This is a genomic window from Sphingomonas sp., from assembly GCF_042096255.1.
GTDB lineage: Bacteria > Pseudomonadota > Alphaproteobacteria > Sphingomonadales > Sphingomonadaceae > Sphingomonas.
Window position 1 is genome coordinate 1 of the sequence record NZ_JBELLZ010000068.1, and the last position, 19,526, is coordinate 19,526.

Annotated in this window: 20 protein-coding genes and 1 pseudogene; 12 read left to right on the forward strand and 9 right to left on the reverse strand. The window is 68.4% G+C overall.

Translation table 11 applies throughout. The features are described from left to right. Together ACFDTH_RS12700 and ACFDTH_RS12705 are read right to left on the reverse strand one after the other, a co-directional pair. Window positions 1-389, reverse strand: a 389-nt coding sequence (locus tag ACFDTH_RS12700; RefSeq protein WP_375287904.1) for an extensin family protein, incomplete at its 3' end; no start/stop codon positions are given. A 59-nt stretch (window positions 390-448) separates the two neighbouring features. Then, window positions 449-1,213 (reverse strand): NUDIX domain-containing protein, encoded by a 765-nt coding sequence (locus ACFDTH_RS12705; RefSeq protein ID WP_375287905.1) that lies wholly within the window; start codon window positions 1,211-1,213, stop codon window positions 449-451. Between the two features lie 178 nt (window positions 1,214-1,391). Between ACFDTH_RS12705 and ACFDTH_RS12710 the strand changes: the two genes are divergently transcribed. From ACFDTH_RS12710 to ACFDTH_RS12725, 4 genes are all read left to right on the forward strand, one after another. Continuing rightward, window positions 1,392-1,940, forward strand: coding sequence for a hypothetical protein (locus tag ACFDTH_RS12710; RefSeq protein WP_375287906.1), 549 nt, complete (start codon window positions 1,392-1,394; stop codon window positions 1,938-1,940). A gap of 76 nt (window positions 1,941-2,016) precedes the next feature. Next, window positions 2,017-3,360: a hypothetical protein gene (locus ACFDTH_RS12715; protein ID WP_375287907.1), complete on the forward strand. Its 1,344-nt coding sequence runs from the start codon at window positions 2,017-2,019 to the stop codon at window positions 3,358-3,360. Window positions 3,361-3,392: 32 nt separating this feature from the next. Continuing rightward, window positions 3,393-4,205 carry a sulfotransferase domain-containing protein gene (locus ACFDTH_RS12720; RefSeq protein ID WP_375287908.1) on the forward strand — a complete coding sequence of 271 codons (813 nt, stop codon included), beginning with the start codon at window positions 3,393-3,395 and terminating at the stop codon, window positions 4,203-4,205. Window positions 4,206-4,213: 8 nt separating this feature from the next. Then, entirely contained in the window at window positions 4,214-5,884 is a 1,671-nt protein-coding gene (locus ACFDTH_RS12725) for a glycosyltransferase (protein ID WP_375287909.1), read from the forward strand. 6 nt (window positions 5,885-5,890) lie between these two features. Here the strand turns inward: ACFDTH_RS12725 and ACFDTH_RS12730 are convergent, their stop codons facing one another. Continuing rightward, window positions 5,891-6,073, reverse strand: coding sequence for a hypothetical protein (locus ACFDTH_RS12730; RefSeq protein WP_375287910.1), 183 nt, complete (start codon window positions 6,071-6,073; stop codon window positions 5,891-5,893). A gap of 107 nt (window positions 6,074-6,180) precedes the next feature. On the opposite strand from ACFDTH_RS12730, the gene ACFDTH_RS12735 reads away from it, so the two are divergent. Further along, window positions 6,181-6,303 (forward strand): hypothetical protein, encoded by a 123-nt coding sequence (locus ACFDTH_RS12735; protein ID WP_375287911.1) that lies wholly within the window; start codon window positions 6,181-6,183, stop codon window positions 6,301-6,303. A 47-nt stretch (window positions 6,304-6,350) separates the two neighbouring features. Here ACFDTH_RS12735 and dapA read toward each other — a convergent pair whose 3' ends face one another. Next, window positions 6,351-7,235 (reverse strand): 4-hydroxy-tetrahydrodipicolinate synthase, encoded by an 885-nt coding sequence (gene dapA / locus ACFDTH_RS12740; protein ID WP_375287912.1) that lies wholly within the window; start codon window positions 7,233-7,235, stop codon window positions 6,351-6,353. Between the two features lie 127 nt (window positions 7,236-7,362). On the opposite strand from dapA, the gene ACFDTH_RS12745 reads away from it, so the two are divergent. From ACFDTH_RS12745 to ACFDTH_RS12760, 4 genes are read left to right on the forward strand one after another with little or no spacing between them, the layout of a single operon-like run. Continuing rightward, window positions 7,363-9,318, forward strand: a complete 1,956-nt coding sequence (locus ACFDTH_RS12745; protein ID WP_375287923.1) for a lytic transglycosylase domain-containing protein — start codon at window positions 7,363-7,365, stop codon at window positions 9,316-9,318. Further along, the gene (gene greB / locus ACFDTH_RS12750; protein ID WP_375287913.1) at window positions 9,315-9,800 is read left to right on the forward strand and encodes a transcription elongation factor GreB; all 486 of its coding nucleotides are present in this window, start codon (window positions 9,315-9,317) and stop codon (window positions 9,798-9,800) included. Before ACFDTH_RS12745 ends, greB begins: the two co-directional genes overlap by 4 nt. Window positions 9,801-9,850: 50 nt before the next feature. Beyond that, window positions 9,851-10,093: a hypothetical protein gene (locus tag ACFDTH_RS12755; RefSeq protein ID WP_375287914.1), complete on the forward strand. Its 243-nt coding sequence runs from the start codon at window positions 9,851-9,853 to the stop codon at window positions 10,091-10,093. A gap of 58 nt (window positions 10,094-10,151) precedes the next feature. After that, window positions 10,152-10,901: an NYN domain-containing protein gene (locus ACFDTH_RS12760; RefSeq protein ID WP_375287915.1), complete on the forward strand. Its 750-nt coding sequence runs from the start codon at window positions 10,152-10,154 to the stop codon at window positions 10,899-10,901. A gap of 128 nt (window positions 10,902-11,029) precedes the next feature. On the opposite strand, the gene glmM is transcribed toward ACFDTH_RS12760, so the two are convergent. Continuing rightward, the gene (glmM, locus tag ACFDTH_RS12765; protein WP_375287916.1) at window positions 11,030-12,370 is read right to left on the reverse strand and encodes a phosphoglucosamine mutase; all 1,341 of its coding nucleotides are present in this window, start codon (window positions 12,368-12,370) and stop codon (window positions 11,030-11,032) included. Between the two features lie 126 nt (window positions 12,371-12,496). Here glmM and ACFDTH_RS12770 point away from each other — a divergent pair, with 126 nt between their 5' ends. Then, window positions 12,497-13,744, forward strand: coding sequence for a dicarboxylate/amino acid:cation symporter (locus ACFDTH_RS12770; protein ID WP_375287917.1), 1,248 nt, complete (start codon window positions 12,497-12,499; stop codon window positions 13,742-13,744). Here ACFDTH_RS12770 and ACFDTH_RS12775 read toward each other — a convergent pair. Further along, complete coding sequence (locus ACFDTH_RS12775) at window positions 13,732-14,262, reverse strand: superoxide dismutase family protein (RefSeq protein WP_375287918.1); 531 nt, start codon at window positions 14,260-14,262, stop codon at window positions 13,732-13,734. The genes ACFDTH_RS12770 and ACFDTH_RS12775 overlap by 13 nt on opposite strands. A 193-nt stretch (window positions 14,263-14,455) precedes the next feature. Between ACFDTH_RS12775 and ACFDTH_RS12780 the strand changes: the two genes are divergently transcribed. Next, window positions 14,456-15,553 (forward strand): inositol-3-phosphate synthase, encoded by a 1,098-nt coding sequence (locus tag ACFDTH_RS12780; RefSeq protein ID WP_375287919.1) that lies wholly within the window; start codon window positions 14,456-14,458, stop codon window positions 15,551-15,553. Between the two features lie 381 nt (window positions 15,554-15,934). Further along, window positions 15,935-17,392, forward strand: a complete 1,458-nt coding sequence (locus ACFDTH_RS12785; protein ID WP_375287920.1) for a glycosyltransferase 87 family protein — start codon at window positions 15,935-15,937, stop codon at window positions 17,390-17,392. Here ACFDTH_RS12785 and ACFDTH_RS12790 read toward each other — a convergent pair. The 3 genes and pseudogenes from ACFDTH_RS12790 to ACFDTH_RS12800 all read right to left on the reverse strand — a co-directional run. Continuing rightward, window positions 17,340-18,518 carry a glycosyltransferase gene (locus ACFDTH_RS12790; RefSeq protein WP_375287921.1) on the reverse strand — a complete coding sequence of 393 codons (1,179 nt, stop codon included), beginning with the start codon at window positions 18,516-18,518 and terminating at the stop codon, window positions 17,340-17,342. The genes ACFDTH_RS12785 and ACFDTH_RS12790 overlap by 53 nt on opposite strands. A gap of 6 nt (window positions 18,519-18,524) precedes the next feature. Further along, window positions 18,525-19,031, reverse strand: a complete 507-nt coding sequence (locus ACFDTH_RS12795) for a DUF2141 domain-containing protein (protein WP_375287922.1) — start codon at window positions 19,029-19,031, stop codon at window positions 18,525-18,527. After that, window positions 19,028-19,526 (reverse strand): annotated as a pseudogene (locus tag ACFDTH_RS12800) (hypothetical protein); the annotation flags it as partial. The gene ACFDTH_RS12795 and the pseudogene ACFDTH_RS12800, both read right to left, overlap by 4 nt.

A 19,526-nucleotide genomic window follows, 5' to 3' on the forward strand; every position in this document is an offset into this window, starting at 1 on the left:
CAGGAATAGCTGCCGAAATGGCGAATTGCGGTCACCTGCGTGCCGAGCAGGCGCTGGGCGGCCGGCTGGATGACGTTCCACTCCCACATCGCCAGCCCGGCTGCGACCGGGCAGGCGACGCCCAGGCCGGCAGGCTCGAACCCGATGCGCAGCGCGCCGCCGGTAGCGGGCCGCACCCCGTCTGCATAGCTGCACTGGCCGTCCCGCAAGGGCGGCAGCACCGTAAAGCGCACGCCGGCGCGTTCCAGCAAGGCCCGGCAACGGGGGAAATCCTCACCCAGCGACACGATCTTGCGCCCGGTGAACAGGCCGACCGGTTCCCCCAGGTTCAGCGGCGTCCAGGGCAGGTCCTGCGATCGCCCGCGCAGGGTGCTCCAGCCAACGAGCATTGCGATTGCGACCGCTCCGGCGATTAACAGTCGCACCGCCCAGCGGCGTAGCGCCTGCATCAGCCGCGCGAGGCGCTTTCGAGCCGTTCGGCGGTGACGGGGTAACCAATCCCTTCCGGGATGCACAGGTGAGGGTCGCCGTCGCGATCCTCGGTCCAGGGAGTCACCACCGTCACCGGGTGCGCCGCCGCATCGGACACCGCCTCCGCGAAACTGCCGAAGCGCGCCAGTCGCTCCAGGTTGCGGCGGGTGGGGAAGATAATCCGCAGCGCCCCCCGATCGGCCTGGTCCAGCACCGCCTGCGCATTCATCCAGACCAGCCGGACGTTCTCGGTGGCGTCGACTGTCGCGCGGGGAGCATCCGCCGGCAGCTCCGCAAGATAGAAACGGGTGTCGAAAACCCGCATGTCTCGGTGAGCGGGGCGCCACCGCGCGAACGGCACCAAGGCGTCAAGGTCCAGCGAAACGCCCGCGTCCGCCAGCACTTTGCCGAACGCTTCGCCGTCGTGGAGTGCACGCCGCATGCTCGCGAGCGTCGCCGAACCGGGCAGCGGATTGAGGCCGATCGGCAAGCCGGCCTCTTCGACCGTCTCGCGGATCGCCGCGATCCGCGCCGCGGCTTCGTCCGCATCCTCTGCCATGGTCGCGCCCAGCAACTGATCGGCGGGATCGATCCGGCCGCCCGGGAAGACCATCGCGCCGCCCGCGAACACCATCGCCTTGGCGCGTTCCACCATCAGCACCTCGGGGGCATCGCTTTGGCGGTGCCGGAAGACCACAAGGGTTGCCGCCGGGATGGCATCGGGCAATGTCTCGCTCTCCATGCCATGGGTGTAGGGACGTTACGGGGAACCGGCAACGGCGTCTCGTGCCTGCTCGTGCCCACCATTCGGCCTGACAACTGCGCGGATCGGCACGATTATCACGACTCGACTTGACTCGATCGTTTCGGAAGCGTTTTGCGGTGCAGCAGCAGTCCGTTCCTAGGGGGAACCGAAGGTCATGACGTCGAACAGCCTGCCGCCGTTCTCGCGCTTCCGATTCGCGCGGGAGGGTTCCATCCATGCCAACGGTAAGCTGCCGCAGGGCTGGTCGAACGAGAACGCCGACGACGTGACTGTCGAGGCGATCGACCTCGGTCCCGACGGGCCGTCGATCACGGTGACGCTGGCCTTCAACACCACCAATGCAGCGCCGTTCGTCAGCGTGGTGCTGGCGGATTATGTGCCGGTGCAGGCCGACGATGTGTTCGCCTTGCGGATGGATATGGAGATGGTGCGCCAGTCGGGCGTATCGGCCGCGTTCCTGATCCTGCGCGAATGGATCTCTGGCGGCACCTATGTCGGTCAGGCGACCCGCTCCGTGCCGCTCGACCGAGGCACCGTGCCCGTGGCCGCAGCCCGCATGGCAGGCGGCGAATCGCGGCTTATCCAGCCTGTGCTCAGCGTGCGCCGGGCGGAAGGCAGTGCCGGCGCGGTGACGGTGCGGCTGCGCCGCCTCGCGCTGGCCAGCATCCACGACCATCCGGCCTGGCTGACCGACGCACGCTAACCGTGCGTTCCGGCGGTTGCATCACATGCGGCTTGATCCGATACCGCCCGGCGAACACACAGGTCGGGGCGGAACGATGGACAGTGGGACGGCACCAGCCGCACCGAATGCGGCAAAGACGGATGCCAACCCACTGAGCGCGATCGTCTGCCCTTTGATCCCGCGCGAACTCGACCTGGCAATCCGCAATTTCGCAACCTGGGACGCGGATCTGCCGCCCGGCCCTCCCTTCCCCGGACACGAGAAGCCGCGCTTCATCTTCTCGTTCAATTGCGCACCCGACCCTTCGATCGAGCAGCGGCTGCGCGATGCATTCGAGGAGGCGCCCAGGGTGCGCGAATCCTTCGCCGCCATGGAGGTCCGTTTCCTCGATCTGCCGCCCGAGAAAGACAAGTACATCCGCAAGCCGACCGGACCGGCGCCGAAATACGGCTACAAGTCCGGCCCGAACTGGATGTTCTACGAGACCATGAAGGCACTGCGCGACGAAGCGCGCTTCGTGTTCCTGATGGAAACGGACTGCGTGCCGCTGGTGCCCAATTGGCTGCGCCGGCTGACGCGCACCTGCCAGCGGCATGAGGACGCCTGGGTGCTTGGCGCCCATTACAGCGGCGCCTCGCCGCTGCTGTGGCGGGTCGCGCGGCACATCAACGGTAACGCGCTCTACCAGGTCGGCGATCCGGAATTCTGGACCTTCCTGGACAAGATCCTGTGGCCGTGGATGCTCGACTATATCGAGAAGGATGATCCCGACCTCGCCTATGACTGCGCGTGGGAGGCGTTCCTCAACCGGGAGGAGATGGACTATGCCGGCCATCACGACTGGATCGTCTCACGCGGGGTGCTGCACAAGTTCAGGCTGATCGACACCATTGTGAACATCGGTGGTCACGCTGAACAATCCGGCGACTATGTCTGGACGCGCAACCACCTGATCCAGCGCTTTCCAGCCGCAACCGTCGCGCACGGCCCCGTCGCGCAGGACAATGCGCACCGGCGCGGGCGCTATTCGGTGGGCAAGCCGCGGCTGAGCGAGGCGATGCTGCAGGACGGGCGGCTCGTGCTCACGTCGCCGGAGGCGACGTTCAGCCGCTCGCTTTGGCCCTCCGCCCAGTCGTTCGAGCCCGGCGACCTCGTCACCATCACCTTCCAACTGCGCGGGGATCCGGCGCAGATCATCGGCGTCGACCTGCGCGAGCCGTCGGGCGGCACCATCGAACGCAAGCGCGCCTTCACCAAGGAGGACGGGACACGCAGGGTGAAGGCGGAGTTCGTCCTGGACCGCCGGTTCAACTATCTCAGCGTGGTATTTGTGGTGCTCCGCCAGACTCCGGAGCCGCAGCCGATCGTCGTCGAGGATGTCGCAATCGCCGTTGGCGACGGCGAACAGGCTTGGCGGCTGCGGGAATTCATGCATTGATTGCGGACTCTTGTCGCATTCAGGGACACTCCATGCGCTTCCAGCCTTCCGGTGCCTACCAGCCGATCCAGCCGCCGGAACCCGGATCGGACCGGCAGAGCGCGCTGGCCTTCTCGCTGGCCAAGGCCGGCAGCACGCTGCTGTACGATATGTTGTCGGTACTCGCGCCCGAAGCGGGGCTGACCTACTTCTCGGTTGAGGATGCGCTCTTTGCCGGTGACATCAGCGTCAACAACCGGCCCTCGAACGTGGGGAACCTGTTTCGTCAGGAAGGCTATTGCTACGGCGGCTTCCGCCAGTTTCCCGCCTATCCGATCCCGATCCTGCACTCGACCAAGTCGATCTTCCTGGTGCGTGATCCGCGCGACATGGCGGTGTCGCTCTACTTCTCGATGATGAAGAGCCACGTGCTGCCCGAGGGAAGCGGTGCCGAAGGCGGTGCCCGGGCCGAGTTCGAGAAGGCTCGCGCCAATGTCGCGTCGGTGCCGATCGATGCCTGGGTGATCCATGCCGCGGCAATCCAGTACACACGCATGTTCGAGGGCTATCTGGCGCAGGGTTTCCTGTGGCGGTCGAACGTGGTGACCTATCGCTACGAGGACGTTATCTTCGACAAGCGGGGCTGGCTGGCGGACATTTGCGATTGGTTGGAGTGGGACGTTCCCGCCGACCGGCGTGACGCGATCGCCGATCGATTCGACATCCGCCCCGATGTCGAGCGACCCGACCAGCATGTCCGCCAGGTCACTCCCGGCAACTACAAGGCGCACCTGACCGCCGACACGATCGATCGATTGAACGGCCTGTTTGCTGAATATCTCCGCCTCTACGACTACGTCGACTGAGGCTGCCCGTGACAACCCCCGCAATCGCCGCGGTGCACCGAATGACCGGCGGCTGGCACGCACCGCCCCGCATCGTCACCATCACCCGCAAGCCGGCCGCCGCGTTGCTCGTCCAGGTGTTCGGCGAGGGAGCCGTCCACAATCTCATCCTGGATGAGGGCGCCGTGCTGCTGCGATCCGCGGGCCAGGAGCAGACCTTTGATACCCTGATCGCTGCCACCGCCGCGATCGTGGCGGCAGCCGAAGATGGCCTGATGCTCCGCTTCGTCGATCCCGCGACAGTGCGCCTGATCGAACTCGACGCGCCGGCTCTGCTGGATGCGGCACGAGCCGTGTGGCTGCAGCTACGCGATCCGGACGCCGGCGAGATGGTGCGGCGGCGCCTGGCGCAGCGCGGTTTCCTGCATCGCCTGTCCTCCGATCTTCCCCCTGCGGAGATCATGGCGCGCGTTCCGATCGTCCACGATCCCCTCCCCGATTACACCCTGGCGCGCCGTCGTCGCCTCAACACGCTGGTGCTGCTGGACAACAATCTTACCGGCGAGCGCGGCCACTACCTGCCGGTTGCCCAACGTATCACCACCGGTGCACTTCAGGCTGGTGCGCGGGTGGTGTGGGCGGCGAATCGCCGCCTGGATCGCGCCAGCGTTCCGAAGGGTGTGGAAATGGAGGGCGTGTTCGAGACCTCGGTATTCGACCTTTCCGTGGCGGAGCAGCAAGGGGCCGACTTGTCCCCGGAGATCGCGCGGGGCTGGCGCGCGGTGATCGACAAATATGACACCCCCACCACGCACTACCTGGTTCAGACCACTGACGGCCATTTCGTCCGCGCGCTCGACACGATGCTCGCCGATGGTATGCCGCGTGGTGTCGTGCATCTGTCGACACCGTACGAAACCCGGCACATGCCGGCACGCCAGGCAGGGCGCGAACTGGACTGGTACCTCGCACGACTGGGGAACCATTCCGCCTTTGGCGACCGGCTTTTCCTGTGGGCAGAGACCAGCGCGCTCGCCAGCCTGCTGTCGTCAAGGCTAGGAAAGCCGGTCAGCGCGCTGCCGCTGCCCGCCCCGGCATGGACGCCGGACGCGGTCAGCGAGCGTGCCGGCCCGCTTACGCTGGCCTTTGTCGGCGAAGCGCGACTGGACAAGGGACCGCTGGAACTGCCCGCCATCCTTGCCGCCATCGCCGCCGCCGTCCCGCCTAGGTCGGTGCGCCTGATCGTCCAGCGTGTGGCCCCTTTCGGCGGAGCGAACGAGCCGTTGCAGGCGGCGCTGGAGGCGATCGCCGCGGTACCGATGGTGGAGACGATCGACGAGACGCTGGACGACGACGCATACCGCCGGCTGATCGTCGGTTCGGACGTGGTGCTGCTCCCCTATCGCCCCGAGAACTACGCGGTGCGCGGCTCAGGCATCATCGCCGAGGCGCTTGCCGCCGGCCGGATCATTCTCGGCTCGGCCGGCACGATCGTCGAGGAATTCACCGACGAGGGCGTGGTAGTCGCATGCCGCACCCCGGAGGAATGGGCCCGCGCCGTCTGCGACATCCTGCGCAATCGAGCCGAGATCCAGCAACGTGCACTCCGGATGGGCCGCCGCTATGCGAAACGGAACGCGCCGCGTGCCTATGTCGACCGGCTGGCTGCGCGTACGGAGTTCGCCAGGGCCAGCGCCTGAGGCGCGTCAGGCCGGCTCTGCCGCGATGACGGACCGACGGGCGAGCAGGCAGGCAAGCCCCGTCGCCCGATGATGGTTGGCGAGATCCAAATGCAGTTGCCGAACCTCCTTGCTGCCCGCCCGCCAGGCGTGGCGCAGTTCCTGCGCCTCACGGCTGAAATGGTATTCGGCATCCGGGTGGGCGGCCATCCGCGTACATCCTCCGTCTATCGCCTGATCGAAGTTCAGGGAAAAACGGTAACTGAAAGATCGCCGACAATGGTTAAATCTCCATAGCGGACCGGTTTGTTGGCGTGGTGACGCTATCACCGCTCGCCGACTGGAAGGCGGTGACCAAGATGTTCAACGCTGCTGCCGACCCGCGCGAAAAGGCGCGCCCGCTCACCGAAGAGGTGTGCCTTTATGTACGCGCACCATGACTTCGACGCAGAGGAGGAACCCGCGTAGCGCAGCATGCTGTAGCCGGTCAGGCGACCCCGGCGCGCGCCAGCCCCACGTCGACCGCCGCGCGGCTCGCTTCGGAGGGCCAGGTCATCGGCAGCCGCAACGCCTCGGGGAAGCCGGGGCGCACCCGCGTCATGGCATATTTCACCGGGCCCGGTGAGGCGTCGGTAAACAGCGCCACATGCAGCGCGAACAAGCGGTCGTGCAGGTCACGCGCTGTCGCATAGTCGCCGTCGGCGCAGGCGCGCTGGAAGTCCGCGCACAGCCGCGGCGCGACATTGGCAGTCACCGAGATGCAGCCGACCCCGCCATGCGCGTTGAAGGCGAGCGCGAGATCGTCGTTGCCCGAAAGCTGGCAGAAATCCGCGCCCAGCGCCGCGCGATGCTGCGACGCGCGCTGGAGCACCCCGCTGGCGTCCTTCACGCCTACGAACACGTTGGGAAATGCCTGGACGATACGCACCAGCGTGTCCGGCAGGATGTCCGTCACCGTGCGCGCGGGCACGTTGTACAGGATCACCGGCAGCGGCGCGTCCTGCGCCAGTGCCTCGAAGTGACGGAAGATGCCCTCCTGGGATGGGCGGTTGTAATAGGGCGGCACCATCAGCGCCGCCGCCGCGCCCGCGTCCTTGGCCGCGCGCATGTTCTGCGCGGCGACCCGCGTGTCGTTCGAGCCGGCGCCGGCGATCACCGGCACGCGGCCCCGGGCCTGATCCACGCAGATGCGCACGATGGCGAACTGTTCGTCGAAGGTCACCGTCGCCGCCTCACCGGTGGTGCCGCACGCGACCAGCGCCGAGGAGCCTTCGGCGATCTGCCACTCGACGAGATCGCGATAGGCTGTCTCGTCGAGCGCGCCTGAGGCCTGGAACGGGGTCACCAACGCCGGGATCGATCCGGAAAACATGTCATGCTCCTGACGCCGGAAGCGGCGAGACGTTCAGGACAGATACGGGTTGGATCGCTATCCTGTCCACACGAGGCGGAATTTGAAGGCGGGAACGGTGATCGGACTTTTTGCGGGCGCGGCCCTGATGATGCTGGTGGGGCAGGACGGCGCGTACGAGACGCAGCAGGCCAATCGGGCGCAGGGCGGCGTCCCGGCCTACCAGCCGCGCGGGCCGATGGCGGCGCCTTCGCTCGCGTCCACGCTGGCGACCTGGCGCGCTCTCCAGCAGACCGACAGCCTGCCGTTCGACAGCTACGCCGGCTTCCTCATAGCGCATCCCGGCTGGCCCGGCGAGGCGGCGAACCGCCGCGCGGCCGAGCGGCAGGCGGGGCTGGGATCGGGCAGCCCCGGTAGCGTCGCGGCCTTCTTCCGCCGCTATCCGCCGCTGACCGCCGCCGGCGGAGTCGCCTATGCGCGCGCGCTGGCGGCAAGCGGACGCGCCACCGAGGCGAACGAGGCGGCGCGCACCGCCTGGCGGCGCGGGACCTTGAGCAGCACCGAGGAATCGACCGTTCTCACCCAGTTCGCCGGCGCGCTCTCCCCGACTGATCACGACGTCCGGCTCGACATGCTGCTGTGGCAGGGCAACACCGGCCAGGCGCAGCGGCTGCTGCCGCTCGTCTCGCCCGCGCGGCGCCCGTTATTCGAGGCGCGGATCGCCTTCCGCACCCGTGCGCCCAATGCCTCCGACCTCGCCGCCACCACCGACGCGATCGGCGCGCGCGACGCGGGCTATGTCGCCGATAAGGCCACCTGGCTGCGCAACATGGGCGCCTCGCCCAGCGCCCGCTCCTGGCTCGCGCGCACGCGCAACGGCATGACTCGGCCGGGCGACGTCGAGGAATTTTACGAGGTGCTGCTTACCAACGCGCGCGCCGCCGCCAGCGACCGCCAATGGCAGACCGCTTATGACATCGCCCGCCAGGTCGATGACGCGCTGCCCGCCGGCGCCGACGTGTCCAAGATGCCCTATGGCGAGCGCGACGACTACACCTCGCTCGTCTGGCTCGCCGGTACCACCGCGATGCGTGAGCTGCGCCGCCCCGCCGACGCAATGACCATGTTCGATCGCTACGGCCGCGGCAGCCAGGCGCCGCAGACCCGCGCCAAGGGTTTCTACTGGGCGGGCCGTGCCGCCGAGGCTGCCGGGCGCAGCGCCGATCGCGACGCCTTCCTCCAGCGTGCCGCGGGCTATCGCGACCAATATTATGGCCAGCTCGCGATCGAGCGGCTCGGCGGCCGACTGGTCGCCCCGCCGCCCGCCCCCCGCCCCGCGATCGATCCGGCGACGCGCGCCGCCTTCTTCAACCGCGAGGTGGTGCAGGCGGCGCAGTTCCTCGGTTCGATCGGCGACTGGCAGGATCAGACCGCCTTCGTGAAGCAGATCGCCGCGGCCGCGGAGAGCGATGTCGACCACCACCTCGCCGACGAACTGGCCGACCGCATGGGCCGCCCCGATCTGGCGGTGCTGGTCGGCCGTTCGGCGATGCAGAACGGCTTGACCGAATATAGCGCCAACGCCTTTCCCACCGTGTCGGTCCCGTCCGGTCACGAGGGTCATTGGACGATGATCCACGCCATCGCCCGCCAGGAGAGCCAGTTCGATCGCGCGGCCATCTCGCACGCCGGCGCGCGCGGGCTGATGCAGCTGATGCCGGGTACCGCGCGCGAGCAGGCCGGTAAGCTCGGCCTCTCCTATGACGCCAGCGCGCTGACCCGCGACACGAGCTACAACATCCAGCTCGGCTCCGGCTATTTCCAGCGGATCTACGGCATCTACGGCAGCTATCCGCTCGCGATCGCCGCCTATAATGCCGGGCCAGGCAACGTGAACAAGTGGCTGCGCGCCAACGGCGATCCGCGCACCGGCGGGGTCGACTGGGTCGATTGGGTGGAGGCGATCCCCTATCTGGAGACGCGCAACTATGTGCAGCGCGTGCTGGAGAATGCGGTGGTGTACGACCTGATGAACCCCGGCCGCGCGCGCAGCCGCGGCCCCGCGAACCTCAGCTGGTATCTCGGCCAGCGGCGCCCGGGATGAGCGATCGCCCGAATTACATCACCCCCGCCGGCTATGCCGCGCTTCGCAGCGAGTACGATCAGCTGTTCGCCACCGAGCGGCCTGCCCTGGTCGAGACGATCGCCTGGGCGGCGGGCAATGGCGACCGGTCCGAGAACGGCGACTATATCTACGGCCGCAAGCGGCTGCGCGAGATCGACCGGCGGCTCGGATGGCTGTCGAAGCGGATGAAGGCGGCCAAGGTGGTCGATCCCGCCGCCGCGCCCGATCGCGCCCGCGTGTTCTTCGGCGCCACCGTGACGATTGCGGACGAGGACGATGCCGAGCGGACGCTGACCCTGGTCGGCGACGACGAGGCGGATGCGGGCAAGGGGCTGGTCGGCTGGAACGCGCCGCTCGCCCGGGCGCTGCGCGGCGCCGCCATGGGAGACCTCCGCCGCGTCGCCCTGCCCGCCGGCGAGCGCGAATATGAGGTGATCGCCATCACCTATCCGGCCGCCTGACGGAACGGGCACGAAGGCTCGCCGGTTCTCCTCCCCTAAGGAGAGTCCCGATGGCCGAGAACGCCCGCACCCAGACCGCCCGCGACAATGACGACACCGACATTATCGAAGGCATGATCCCCGCCGGCGATGCGATCACCGGCACCAGCGGCGGCGCGCTTGCCCGCGATGTCGGCAGCCAGGCGGACCTGAAGCAGGTCGATGACCCGGATGGCACCACCCGCGCCACCAAGCAGGACGATATCGATGCCGGCGTCGCCTATGACAGCGATCGCCGGGGCAGCAACGGCTGAGGCTCAGGCTGAGATCGGGGCGGTTGACCGCCGCCCGCCGAGGGTGAAGGAGGAATCGGTGCCCGACGATACCCCCACCCGCAGCGTCGCCCTGCTGATCGACGCCGACAATGCCTCCTGGCACGCGCTCGACCCGGTGCTGACCGTGCTCGCCGCCGAGCTCGGCAACGTCAACGTGCGCCGGGCCTATGGCAATTGGTCCAAGCCCGGCCTCAAGGGCTGGCGCGACATGACGGTGCGGCATGGCATCGAACCGCAGCAGCAGTTCGACATCACCAAGGGCAAGAACGCGACGGACATGAAGATGACCATCGACGCGATGGACCTGCTCTATCGTGGGCGGGTCCAGGCGTTCGGAATCATGTCGTCGGACAGCGACTTCATGCCGCTGGCGATGCGGCTGCGGCAGGACGGGTGCGAGGTCTATGGCTTCGGCTCGGCCAAGACGCCCGCCGCGTTCCAGAACGCCTGCACGCGCTTCATCGACGTGGACGTGCTGACGTCGACCAAGACCGCGACGCCAGTGGCGGCGAGCCGCGACCCGGCTCCACAGGAGCCCGCGCCGGCGAAGGCGGGCACGGTGGGCGAGGACCTGCTCAAGCTGCTCATCGACGCTTATGACAATGTGAAGCGCGACGAGCGCGGCTATGTCAGCCTGTCGGCGATGGGCCAGCTCGCCGCCAACCGCTCCAGCTTCGACGTGCGCAATTACGGCTTCAAGCGCCTGTCGGACCTGATCCAGTCGGTGCCCAATTTCTCTACCGAGCGGCGCGACGACGGCCGCGTCTATGTGAAGCGGACGCGGTAGGGCGATTTACGACTGATCTTCTCGACCTCCGTTCGCCCAGAGCGAAGTCGAAGGGCATGGGCGAACGTTGCGCATGTGCTTCGACTTCGCTCAGCACGAACGGTTGGTTTGGACAACGCCCTTCAGCCTCACCCCGCCGCGACGCGCACCGCGTCGCAGATGCGGTCCACCACCGCCTCCACCTGCGCGGCGTCGTCGCCCTCGGCCATAACCCGGATCACCGGCTCGGTGCCCGAGGGGCGGATCACCAGCCGGCCCGTGCCGCTCAGTTCCGCCTCCGCTTCCGCGATCACCGCCCTGACCGCATCCGCCTCGAGCGGCTTGCCACCGGAGAACCGCACGTTCTTCAGCAACTGCGGCACCGGATCGAAGCGGCGCAGCACCTGGCTCGCCGGCCGGCCGTCGCGCCGCACCTCGGCGAGGATCTGGAGCGCGGCGACCAGCCCGTCGCCGGTGGTGCCATAATCCGACAGGATGATGTGGCCGGACTGTTCCCCGCCGACATTGCACCCGTCGCTACGCATCCGCTCCAGCACATAGCGGTCGCCGACCTTGGCGCGGGCAAGCGCGATTCCCTGTGCGGAAAGGTGCCGCTCCAGCCCCAGGTTGGACATCACCGTCGCCACCAGCGCGCCGCCGTGCAGCCGGCCCTCGCGCGCCCAGCCGCCGGCGATCGTCGCCATTAGTTGGTCGCCGTCCACCACCGTGCCGGTCTCGTCGACCACGATCAGCCGGTCGGCATCGCCATCGAGCGCGATGCCGATTGAGGCGCCGCTCGCCACCACCGTCTCGGCCAGCGTCTGCGGGTGGGTGGAGCCGACCTGGTCGTTGATGTTCTTGCCATTGGGGGTGACTCCGATCGCCACCACGTCCGCGCCCAGCTCCCACAGGGCGGAGGGCGCGACCTGATAGGCAGCGCCATTGGCGCAATCGACAACGATGCGCATGCCGTCCAGCCGGAGGTCGGTGGGAAAGGTCGATTTGGCGAAGTGGATGTAGCGGCCACGCGCATCCTCGATCCGCTTGGCGCGGCCGATGTCCGCCGCCGGGGCGAGCGCCACCTGCCCATCGATCATCGCCTCGATCGCCGCCTCAGCCTCGTCCGAGAGCTTGTAGCCGTCCGGCCCGAACAGCTTGATGCCGTTGTCGGCATAAGGGTTGTGGCTGGCCGAGATCATCACGCCCAGATCGGCGCGCATCGACTGGGTGAGCATCGCAATCGCCGGGGTGGGCAGCGGCCCGGTCATCACCACGTCCATGCCCACCGCGGTGAACCCGGCGACCATCGCATTCTCCAGCATGTAGCCGGACAGCCGCGTGTCCTTGCCGATCACCACCCGGTGCCGGTGGTCGCCGCGCAGGAAATAGGTGCCCGCCGCCATGCCGACCTTCATCGCCATCGCCGCCGTCATCGGCGAAAGGTTCGTCAGCCCGCGAATGCCGTCCGTGCCGAAATATTTGCGTGCCATATCCGTCCCATCCGTCACGCCGGCCTTGTGCCGGCATCCACGGCTCGCCTAGCTGTACGGCCGATTTCCTTGCCGTTCGGTAGGCCTTGGCACAAGTCCGGGTCGACCTGGAGTTGCCGAAAGCCGATGTCCTCCTCGATCCGCATCCTTCTGGCGCTGGTGGCGGGCCTCGCCGGCGGCATCGCGCTGGCCGCCTGGGCACCGGCCGCAGTACCCGGCACGATCGCGGTGGCCGAGCCGATCGGCCATGCCTGGCTCAATGCGCTCCAGATGACGATCGTGCCTCTGGTCGTCTCGCTGCTCGTCACCGGCGTCGCCGCGACGGCGGAGGCGGCGCAGGCCGGCCGCCTCGCCGGCCGCGCGATCGCGCTCTACGTCGGGCTGCTGTTCGCCTCCGCGGTCACCGCAGCAATCCTGACACCGCTGTTCCTGCAGTTGGCACCGCTACCGGCCGATAGCGCCGCCGCGCTGCGCGCCGCGCTGACCGGGGTTGAGGCGGTGCCGCCCACACCGCCCTTGGGCGAGTTCTTCGCGAGCATCGTGCCCGCCAACGTGATCAAGGCGGCGAGCGAGAGCGCGTTCCTGTCCCTGATCATCTTCGCCCTGGTGTTCGCCTTTGCGCTGACCCGGATCGACGCGGAGCTGCGCACCCTGCTCACCCGCGTCTTCACCGCGGTGCGCGAGACGATGCTGGTGGTGATCGGCTGGGTGCTGTGGATCGGACCGGTTGGTGTGTTCGCGCTGGCGCTGTTGGTGGGCGCGCGGGCGGGATCGGGCGCGTTCGGCGCCTTGGTCCATTACATCCTGGTGGTGGTAGCGGTGGGCGGCTGCTGGAGCCTCTTCGCCTATCCGCTGGCGGTGTTCGGCGCGCGGGTGCGCCTCGGCGACTATGCCCGCGCCTCGCTGCCGGCCCAAGCGGTGGCGATCAGCACGCAGAGCTCGCTCGCCTCCTTGCCCGCAATGCTGGCGGGCGCGCGTAGTCTTGGCGTGCCGGTGGCGACCGCGGGTGTCACCCTGCCGCTGGCGGTGGCGATCTTCCGCGCCACCGGCCCGGCGATGAACTTCGCGGTGGCCATCTACGTCGCCACCTGGTTCGATCGGCCGCTCGACGTGACCACGCTGGCGCTGGGCACGATGGTGGCGACGCTGACTTCGCTGGGTTCGGTAAGCCTGCCGGGCACGGTCAGCTTCGTCAGTGCGATCGCGCCGGTCGCGGCGACCATCGGCGCGCCTGTCGCGCCGCTGGGGCTGCTGGTCGCGGTGGAGACGATCCCGGACATCATGCGCACGCTCGGCAACGTGATGATGGATGTCGCCACCACTGCCCTGCTCGCGCGCGACGCGCTCAAGCAGGGTGAGGCTCAGCTGGGCTGAAACACGCCGCAGGCGATCCGGCCACCGCTGTTGCCGCTCGGCTCGGTCATCAAATCGTCAGGACCGGCATGGACTACGAAGGCGGCGCCATCCTGATCCATCAGCGCCGCCATGGTCGCGCCCGGCACTGTCGCCGCGACGGTGCCGCGGCCGTCTGCGCCGATCTCGAGGTTCGGGATGTCGCCCTGATGCGGCCCTTGTGGGTTCATCGAGCCGTGCTTCATCTGCGTGGGGTTCCAGTGCCCGCCCGCGGTGGTGAAGTCCGGCGCGTCGCAGCGGCCGGTGGTGTGGACATGCGCACCGTGCGTCCCCGCGGGCAGCCCCGCCACCTCGACTGCGAAACGCAGCCCGCCGGCGACTTCGGTGGCGGAAGCGCGTCCCGCCTCGGCGCCCTGCGCAGTGCGCAGCATCGCCACCGCCTTGGCCCCGCCCTCGACCGGCATGCCGGTCTTCGGTCCGTCCTCGTTGCAGCCCGCCAGCAGAACCATTGCCGCCGCCGCGGCCACCCCCATGCGCATCGTTTCGCCTCCTCAACCGTTCCGCAATCGAACCCGCCACGTCGGGCGCAAGTTCCGGCCAATGGCGCGTGATGCGACATCGCATTGTCTTTGCACGCGGAACAGGCGAAAGACGGGAGCTACAAAGCGTCCGGGACGTTACCCCGCCGCAACGATCGATGAACAGCCGTGCCTGCGCGGCAGATGAGGTGAAATGGGGACGATCAAGGTCGCGGTTATCGGCGTGGGCAATTGCGCAAGTTCGCTGGTCCAGGGCAAATATCATTACGCCAGGAGCAACACCGCCGCAGGCCTGATGCATGAGGAGATCGGCGGCTATCGGGTCGCGGATATCGAGTTCGTCGCCGCCTTCGATGTCGATCCGCGCAAGGTCGGCCGCGACCTGGGCGAGGCGATCTTCGCCAAGCCGAATTGCACCAAGGTGTTCCACGCCGACGTGCCCGCGACCGGCGTGTCGGTGCGGATGGGCGCGCGGCTCGACGGCGTCGCCACGCACATGACCGCCGCCAACGACCGCGGCTTCGCGCTGGACGACACCGCCGACGCCACCGCCAACGAGGTGACCGCCGCGCTGCGCGATTCGGGCGCGGAGGTGCTGGTTAACTTCCTGCCGGTGGGCAGCGAGGAAGCGACCGCCTTCTACATGGAATGCGCGCTTGCCGCAGGCGTTGCGGTGGTGAACTGCATGCCCGTGTTCGTCGCCTCGCGCCCGGAATGGGCGGCGCGGTTCGAGGCGGCGGGGCTGCCGATCGTGGGGGACGACATCAAGGCGCAGGTCGGCGCCACCATCGTCCACCGCGTGCTTTCCAACCTGTTCCGCCAGCGCGGCGTGGCGGTGGACCGCACCTACCAGCTCAACACCGGCGGCAACACCGACTTCATGAACATGCTCGACCGCACCCGCCTGTCGAGCAAGAAGGAATCGAAGACCGAAGCGGTGCAGGCGGTGCTCGCCGAGCGGCTGGCCGAGGAGAACATTCACATCGGCCCCTCGGACTACATCCCCTGGCTCGGCGACAACAAGCTCGCCTTCCTGCGGCTGGAGGGCGAGTTGTTCGGCGGCGTGCCGATGCACCTTGAGCTACGCCTGTCGGTGGAGGACAGCCCGAACTCGGCGGCGGTAGTGGTGGATGCGATCCGCTGCTGCAAGCTCGCGCTCGACCGCGGGGTCGCGGGTCCGCTGGAAGGACCGTCCGCCTTCTTCTGCAAGCATCCGCCCCAGCAATTCACCGACGATGTTGCCGCGCAATTGACCGACGCGTTCATCGCGGACCAGCGCGCCGCGGAATAGCGGCTGCTTGTCGGAGTAAAGCATACCAGATGTTGCAAAGCGGCTACACTGATCATTTTTCGAGCAGGGTGCACGTTTAACAGGCTTGGCGCGTCGGACGGGCGCACCTAAGCCTCGAACAGGCAGCAGGCACGCCGAGTCAAGAAGCGATGCCGCGCCGAGGAGGGGTGCTCCGGCGGCGCGCGGGAATGCGAGGCTGACCCCATTCCGCGCGCCGCCGTCACTTGGTTAACGGCCTGGCCGGCGCTGCCATACCGGCACCATACCAAGTTTTCAAAAGAGGGAACTTTATTGGCTCCGGGTCGCCACGGCGGGGCGTCGGGTGGGCAATGCCGTACGCCGGCAATGTTCCGGAGACGCAAGCGATGCTAGGCGATGCGGATGCCCGCCCGCCTGCGCCTCCCCCTCGTGCTTCCGGCATTCGTGCTGCTGCTGGCGGCACTCGCCTGGGCGCGGCCGCTCAACCATGACGAGAGCCAATATGTCGCCGCGGCACTGCTCGTCGCGGATGGTCACCTGCCGTATCGTGACTTCGCCTATCTCCAGACGCCGCTGCAACCCGTGCTACTGGCGCCGCTCGCCGCAATGGCGGACGAGTGGGTCTGGCCCGCGCTGCGCCTCGCCAATGCTTTTCTGGGGGCGGGAATGGTGTTGTGCGTGTTCGTCGCCGCGCGCCGGGCCGGCGCCGCGCATGCGCCCGCACTCGCGGCTGCGGCGCTGCTCGCCACCTGCGACATCTTCCTGTTCAGCGTCGGCACGGCGCGCAACGACGCCCTGCCCGCCGCGCTGTTCGCCGCCGCACTGATCCCGATCGCGCGCGCCGAATTCGGAACCACGACGCGCGGCTCGGCGATGCTTGCGGGGCTGCTGCTGGCCGCGGCGGCGGCGGCAAAGGTGTCCTATGCGCTGCCGGCGGGCGCCTACGCGCTCTACGCGCTCGTGGACCGACGCCATCGCCCCGTGTGGATCGCCGCCGGCGCCGCACCTATCCTCCTTGGCGTGGCGTCCTCCGCCTGGTCAGATCCTGCCGCCTTCTGGTTCGGCACCGTCACCTTCCCCGCGCTGGCGCCCGAGGAATATTACGCCGCCACCGGGCGCGGCTGGCGCACCGGCCTGGGCGCGCGAACAATCGACACGCTCAAGTTCCTTGCGCTCGGCCCGGCGTTGCTGGCGATCCCGGTCGCATTGCGCGGCCGCTGGCGCGCGGGCCGCGCATTCGACGTGTTATTGGCGGCGGCGGTGCTCGCCAGCGTGCTGCCCGCGCCGACCTGGCGGCAATATCTGCTGCCGCTGCTGCCGGTGCTGTTCGTCCGGCTGGCGGTGATGCTGACCCGCCACCCGCCCGGCCCTCGCCTGCGCATGGCCTTTGCCGCCTTCGCGGTGATCGGCTTCGTCCCCACGATCGTCGCGCTCGCCTCGGGTCGCCCCGCGATGCCTACCGCGGTCCGCGCCGCCGACACGGTGGACGACCATCTCGACCGGGTCGGCATCGGCGACGGGGTGGTGACGCTGGCGCCCGAACTGCTCGCCGGCCGCAGTCCGGACCCGCGCTTCGCCGCCGGCCCGTTCTATTTTCGCAGCCGGGCGCTGCTCGACACGTCGGACGAACGCGCGTTCGACGTGATTTCGCACCGCCGCCTTCATCTGATGGGGCGGCCGCCCGCGCTGCTCACGGGGGCGGAAGCGTGGACCAGCGGCGACGCGCGCCTGGACGCGATGCTCGACCATTGGGCACGGACGAACGGCTACCAGGCCTACCCACTGCCCGAGCGGCTGACCCTGTGGCTCAGGCCGCCCGCAGCCGCTTCGCCGCCACCTGTGCCGCGTAGTAATTCATGAGGTCCACGGTGTGCTCGCGATCGGTGCGCACGCTCGCCGCCGCGACCACCGCCGCCCGGCGCAGCATCGCGCGGTCACGGCGCGCCAGCCGGAGGATCGCCGCCGCGCACGCTTCCGGGTTGCGCGCCTCGTAGAGTTCGGAGGCATGGGGATCGGCCACTTCGGCGCAGCCGCCCGTGTCGGGCACGATCAGCGGCAGGCCCGAGGCCATCGCCTCTGAGGCGACCAGCCCGAACGGCTCGGCTTCCGACCCGTGGATCAGCGCATCGCAACTCGCCATGATCCGTGACAGCCGCTCGCGGTCATAGACCGGGCGGAACATGCGCAGGTGCGGCGATCCCGCGATCCGGCGGGTGATCCGAGCGGTCTCGAACCCCTGGCCGATCAGCACCATGCCTACCGGCGCCTCCGCGCCCGCGCGCTCCACCGCATCGACGATCAGCGGCCAGCGCTTTTCAGGGTGATGCCGGCCAAGGCCGAGCAGCAGCAGCCCTTCCGGCCCCAGCCCGCACTGCGCGAGCAGGGCTTCGCGCAGCCGCTCGTCCCGCAGGTCCGGCGAAAAGTGCGACCGCTCGATCCCCAGGGGCATCGCGGCATCGATCCTGAGGCCGCGCGCGCGCAGGCGCTTCTCCAGCGCCGGCCCGTTGGTCACCACGCAATCGTATTTGTCGAGGAAGCGCGCCATGTAGCGCGTGTACCAGCTGAACGCCCGCTCGATCGCCTCGTGGCTGGCGAAATCCTCGAACCAGCGCTGCGCATAGGCGGCCATGTTGTCATTGTGCATGAAGAAGGACTTGACCGCACGTCCCTGCCAGTCGCCAACGATCCACGGGATCCGGAACGGCGAGCAACATTCCACCACGTCGGGATCATAGTGATCCAGCACCGCGGTGACCGACTCCCGGTCCCAGAACAGGCCGTAGTTGTCGTCCAGCGGCAGGCGCGGCGCGGCGAGATAGTGGATGCGCCCGCCGCCGGGGCGCTCCTCCACCCAAGTTTCCTTGCCGGGTGCGACCACGATCAGTTCGTGGCCCAGATCGGCCATGATGCCGATCTTGCGATCGATATAGGTCCGCACTCCGCCGCCGGAGGGCGAGTAGAGCTCGTTGACGTCGACGATCCGCACCGCCGACTACTTCCGCAGCGGCCCAAACGAGGGAGGGAAGCCGTGGAGATACTGCGCGGTGATCGGCACGGTCGCGACGCCGCTGCTTACCGTCACGCGTGCTTGCGCCAGCGTCGGCTTGGCGCGCCCGATCCGCTGGTTGCCCGGCACGCCCGCCCCGTCGCTCCAGAAGTTGAACTTGTTCTTGCCGTCGCGATCATGCTGGAGGAACAGGGCGTAGGTGCCCGGCGCCGGCACGCGAACGCACAGCGAAACGGTGCCGGAGGCGGGCGGATCGGCGCGGATGCGGCGGAAGGTCTTGCCAGCGTCGCGCAGTCGCGAGTCATTGGCCAGGAAATCCGCTTCGGTCGCCGGATAGAGCTCCAGCATCAGCGTGCCGCGCCGATCCTTGAGGCCGGTGATGTCAGCCTGGATTGCGGGTCCGCCGGAGCGGCAGGCAGCGGTGTCGCCGAGCAGCTGAGCGGCGGCAGGCATTGGCAGCATCGCTGCCAGAGAAGAAATTAGATACTTCATCGCCGCGCCTCCACTGCGCTCAGCATGCTGAACCCAACCACAACGCCGGCGTGGAGCAGCAACTGCAAGGCGGTGGTGAAGGCGATCATCCCGGTAAGTTCCTGATCCTGCCCGACGATCAGGATCGCGGCGCTGGCGAAGACCAGATCCTTGTTGGGCAACAGGGGCAGGCGCGAAACGAGCAACCGTCCGGCGGAGAGGATCAGCCACATACCCACCGCGACGCTGGGCATGGCGAAATGCCACGCCAGCGCAAGCAGCAGGGTACTGGCAGCAAGGCGCACCGCGTGGATGCCGAAGATCACCCACAGATCGTGCCGCGGCAGCGAGAAAATTCGGCGCGAGAACAGCAGCAGCGCTGCGGGCACTAGCAGCGTCACCGCGGCAGACGCGATGATCGGCGACACATAGGCTGCCGGGATCAGCCTGTAGCCGAGCGGTAGCGCGACCAAGCACAACAGCAAGGTCGCGCCGTTGCCGACGATGCCGGATAGA